This window comes from Oribacterium sp. P6A1 (genome assembly GCF_000702885.1).
Classification (GTDB): domain Bacteria; phylum Bacillota; class Clostridia; order Lachnospirales; family Lachnospiraceae; genus Oribacterium.
Map to the genome: position 1 here is coordinate 1 of NZ_JNKO01000095.1, position 1,106 is coordinate 1,106.

Consider the following 1,106-nt stretch of genomic DNA (forward strand, 5'->3'; position numbering starts at 1 on the left):
GAGTTTGCGATGCGGGAAGCTCTGCAGAAAGAAATCGATAAGGAAAATGAAGATGAGAATGTTGGTGTTGAGGCAGTGAACGATACATCAAATGCTCTACTTAGTGCAGAGGAAATGATGGATTATCATCAGTATACCGGGAAGCATAATGGTTCAATCAGATTTGATGAAGCTGACAGTACTGACGGGGGATTCTCTTCAGGAGGACCATCCTCAGGAAGAGATAAAACAGCTTATTCCGGATATGGCGGAAAGCTTGGCAGTGACAAAAGAGACATGAACATGAATACCGGAAAAAAAGCCGGTGCAGGAGAGGGTCTGAAAACACAGCAAAAGCTTCTCATGAAAAAGGAGTACCAAAAAGCAGCTTTTGATAAGGCTAAAAAAGAGGCTGCAAACAGTGTCGGAAGCCTGTCAAAACGATTTGTCGATAAAGCGGAAGATCTCAGCGGTAAGCTCATAGAATTCCTAAAAGAAGCTATAGAAGAGCATCCGGGTGTGATCCTTAGTGTAGCATTGATCCTTTTGATCATGGCACTTATCGTTGGCATAACTTCAAGCGGCGGCGTATTCGTGAATTCTCTTGGAAGCACCACTCTTGAATCATCATTCACGGCAGATGATCCTGAGATACTGGCGGTAGACAACAGCTACAAAGAAAAGGAGGCGGTCCTACAGAGCCGGATCGATAACATTGAGACAGAGTACCCTGATTATGATGAATACAGATATGATCTTTCCACCATATACCATAATCCTTATGAACTGGCGGCGCTTCTTACGGTGCTTCATGAGGATTATACGGAGTCCAGGGTGCAGGAGACCCTGAATGAGGTATTCAGCCATCAGTATTCCTTGACCACAGAATCAATAACGGAGATACGGACAAGAACAGAGACCCATAGCCATACGGTGACAGAACCCGATGGTTCGACTTCTACTGATTACTATGATGTAGAAGTTGAATATGAGTACCATATTTTGAAGGTAAAGCTCACTAGTGCAACCATTGATTCCATCATTTCAGCCATGGGATTAACTGATGATCAGAAGGCAAGGTACGATCTTCTGGTTGAGACATTGGGAAACAAAGGAACATTATTTGC

1 protein-coding gene is annotated in these 1,106 nt (G+C 43.7%); it reads left to right on the top strand.

The window, feature by feature from the left end; all coding sequences use genetic code 11:
- Nucleotides 1–1,106, top strand: a 1,106-nt coding sequence (locus tag T515_RS17765; RefSeq protein WP_442950158.1) for a CD1108 family mobile element protein, incomplete at both ends; no start/stop codon positions are given.